1 protein-coding gene is annotated in these 1,242 nt (G+C 55.6%); it reads left to right on the forward strand.

Annotated features, from left to right (window positions below; genetic code table 11):
• The first annotated feature begins 69 nt into the window (after nucleotides 1-69).
• Nucleotides 70-1,205 (forward strand): IS3 family transposase gene (locus J7302_RS26255; RefSeq protein ID WP_455429746.1). Its coding sequence is split into 2 segments (ribosomal slippage): nucleotides 70-319 and nucleotides 319-1,205, totalling 1,137 coding nucleotides; the frame shifts between segments, so codons are not numbered across the junction.
• Nucleotides 1,206-1,242 lie beyond the last annotated feature (37 nt).

Here is a 1,242-nt window from a genome sequence, read left to right on the forward strand (position 1 = left end):
TGAACTGGCTTAATGATTTTGGACACCTCACTCGGGCGCTATGATGGCCCAAATCTGAGGTATGTCGGAATGCGTAAGTCCTACTCGAATGAATTCAAACTCAAGGCTGCCAGCATGGTTCTGGACGAGGGACAGGCAGTCCCCGAGGTCTGCGCCAGTTTGAACGTTGGCCCTACAGCACTGCGCCGGTGGGTCGATCAGGTTCGCCAAGAACGCTTGGGATCGACACCAGCGGGGGCCAAGGCGATCACGGCTGACCAGCGAGAAATCCAAGAACTCAAAGCCCTGCTCAGGCAAAAAGACCGGGATATCGAAATCCTAAAAAAGGCCAGTGCTCTCCTGCTTTTGGACGCCAAAGATCATTCTCGTTGATCGACGAGTTGGGCGAGCAATTCAGTGTTAACGACTGCTGTCGCGTGTTTGAAGTCAGCCGCAGCAGCTTTTACGCCTGGCGTCAGCGCCAAGGCAAAGTGAATCCCGAGAGGGAAAAGCTCAAAGCCGCGCTGGTCAAGCATCACAAGGCGTCGAGAGCATCGGCAGGCTCTCGCACCTTGTCCAAGGAGCTTCAAGCCAATGGCTATCGTGTCGGACGCTTTATGGCGCGTAGTTTGATGCGCGAAGCAGGCATCGTCAGCCGTCAGCGTAGGCGTCATAAGTACAAGTCATCGGGTACCGAATCCTTGGTGGCGCCACATGTGCTCAAGCGTGAATTTGCTGTCTCGGCGATTAACCAGGTGTGGTGCGGAGATGTGACCTACATCCAGGTCGGCAAGCGATGGTTGTACTTCGCCGCCGTTCTGGACTTGTTCGCCCGACGGATTGTGGGCTGGTCGTTCTCGATGATTTCCGATGCTGAGTTGGTCTGCGAAGCCCTGCGGATGGCGGTTGAGTTACGAGGCCATCCCAAGGACGTGCTGTTCCACTCCGATCAGGGCTGCCAATACACCAGCCATAAATTCAGAAATGAACTGTTGGAGCACGGGCACCGGCAAAGCATGAGTCGTAAAGGTGAGTGCTGGGATAACGCCCCGATGGAGCGCTTCTTTGGAAGTCTGAAATCAGAGTGGGTGCCCGAAGCGGGCTATGCATCAGAACATGAGGCCCGGGCAGATGTGCAGCGCTACGTCACGCGCTACAACACCGCCAGGCTCCATAGCTATAACGGGTATCGGTCGCCAGTTGCGATGGAAAGGCTGGCGGCGTGAAGCCTTAACTGGTGTCCAGAATTACTTGACCAGTTCA

The organism is Metapseudomonas boanensis (genome assembly GCF_018704125.1).
Classification (GTDB): Bacteria; Pseudomonadota; Gammaproteobacteria; order Pseudomonadales; family Pseudomonadaceae; genus Metapseudomonas; species Metapseudomonas boanensis.